This window comes from Microbacterium sp. (genome assembly GCF_036566905.1).
Lineage (GTDB): Bacteria > Actinomycetota > Actinomycetes > Actinomycetales > Microbacteriaceae > Microbacterium.
The window spans coordinates 1-2,008 of record NZ_DATCVK010000167.1 but is presented as its reverse complement, the minus strand read 5'-3'; the positions used below and the strand labels follow the sequence as shown (position 1 = coordinate 2,008).

The window sequence follows — 2,008 nt, the reverse complement described above, 5'->3', positions numbered from 1 at the left end:
ATGCCGCCGCGATCCGCGACATCGTGACCCGCACCGGGGCGCGCGCCGCGGTCTCGCGCACGATCGACGAGCACGTCGCACGCGGCATCCGTCTCGCCGAAGCCGGACTGCCCGAGCGGCTCGCCCGCTACCTGACCGATCTCGCCCGTTCCCTGCGGGGGCGGACGAGTTGAACGACACGACCCGTCACAACACGACCCGGCCCGAACCCACACGGAGGAACGACATGACCCACCACGAGACATCCGCTGCGGCGACCGGCACCGACGCCTGGCGCGAGGGCCGGGTCGGCCTCTGGCTGATCGGCGGCCGCGGCTCGATCGGCACAGTGGTGGCCGTCGGACTGCACGCGATGCGCGCCGAGCTCGCGCCGCCGACCGGGTGCACGACCGCGGGCGAGGCGTTCGCGGGCATTCCGCTGCCGGCGTTCGCCGACCTCGTGATCGGCGGCCACGACGTCAGCGCGACCCCGCTCCGGGAGCGGGCGCACGCGCTCGTCGAGTCCGGCATGCTCGCCCACCGCTTCGTGGCCACGGCCGACGACGCGCTCGATCGCGCCGACGCCGAGATCCGCCCCGGCTACGACCGGAGGACCCACACCGGGTCGCAGGCGGACGCGGTCCGCCGCATGGCCGCCGACATCACCGACTTCCGCGAGCGGCACGGGCTCGGTCAGGTAGTGGTCGTCGACATCTCGTCGACGGAGCCGATCCTCGAGGACCACGTCGAGTTCCACGACGCCGAGTTGTTCACCGCCGCGCTCGAAGACCCCGATCGGCCCCTGCTGCCGGCGAGCTCGATCGCCGCCCTCGCCGCGATCGAGTCAGGCAGTGCGTACGCGTGCTTCACCCCGTCGGCCGGCATCGACGTGCCCGTCATCCGCTCCCTCGCGACCGAGCGCGGCATCCCCTTCGCCGGTCAGGACGGCAAGACCGGCGAGACGCTGCTGCGCACCGCGCTCGCCCCGATGTTCACGGCTCGCGGCATGCGCGTGCTCTCGTGGGCGGGCTCCAACCTCCTCGGCGGCGGCGACGGTGCGACCCTCGCCGATCCCGAGGCCGTGCGCAGCAAGCTCGCGACCAAGACCCGTGGTCTCGTCAGCCTCGTCGGCGATCACGTCGTCGCTCCCCTGCACATCGACAACGTGCCCGACCTCGGCGACGTGAAGACCGCCTGGGACCACATCCACGCCGAGGGCTTCCTCTCGTCGCGCATCACGATGCAGACGATCTGGAGCGCGTACGACTCGATGCTCGCCGCACCGCTCATCCTCGACATCGCCCGGCTCCTCGCCCTCGCCGCGACCGACGGCCAGCGCGGCGCCATTCCCGCGTTCGGGTTCTTCTTCAAGGACCCGTGGGGCAGCGACGTGCACGACTTCTCGCAGCAGACGATCGCCCTGCACGACTGGGCGCACGCCACGGGAACGCGAGTCCGCGCCGCCGCGGAGAGCGCGGTGACCCCGGCATGACCTCCCCCGCCGACCTCCTCGACCTCGTCCGCGCGCCGGCCGCGCTGACGGTGATCGGCGACACGCTGGCGGGCGGGCACGCCGGGGGCGCCCGCTTCACCGGCCGCCAGTGGCTGCTGCCCGCGGCCTCGGTGCTGCTCTACAGCGGCGGCATGGCGCTGAACGACTACGCCGACCGTGAGCTCGACGCCGAGGAGCGACCCGAGCGGCCCATCCCCTCTGGTCGGGTGTCGGCGGGCACTGCGCTCGCAGTCGTGAGCGGATGCTTCGCGGCGGGCCTCGCGCTCGCGGCAGCGGGCGGCGGGCGGCGGGGCCTCGGCGTCGCGGTGCCGCTCGTCGGCGCGATCGTGCTCTACAACACCGTGGCGAAGTCGACGCCGCTCGGGCCCGTCTCGATGGCCGCCTGCCGCGGGCTCGACGTGATGATGGGCGCGGGCGGAGCGGGCCGGGCCGTTCCCGCCGCCGCGACCGACGGCCAGCGCGGCGCCATTCCCGCGTTCGGGTTCTTCTTCAAGGACCCGTGGGGCAGCGACGTGC

The 2,008-nt window shown here is 73.7% G+C and carries 2 protein-coding genes; both read left to right on the top strand.

Annotated features, from left to right (window positions below; translation table 11 throughout):
* The first annotated feature begins 226 nt into the window (after positions 1 to 226).
* A complete protein-coding gene (locus VIP82_RS12510) occupies positions 227 to 1,471 on the top strand; it encodes an inositol-3-phosphate synthase (protein ID WP_331909042.1) in 1,245 nt (414 codons plus the stop codon).
* The coding region (locus VIP82_RS12505) for a UbiA family prenyltransferase (RefSeq protein WP_331909040.1) at positions 1,468 to 2,008 on the top strand (541 nt) is incomplete at its 3' end. The genes VIP82_RS12510 and VIP82_RS12505, both read left to right, overlap by 4 nt.

Bases quoted from the DNA above. Each gene is read 5' to 3' on its own strand.
- VIP82_RS12510 (WP_331909042.1), top strand. From the start codon at position 227: ATGACCCACCACGAGACATCCGCTGCGGCGACCGGCACCGACGCCTGG.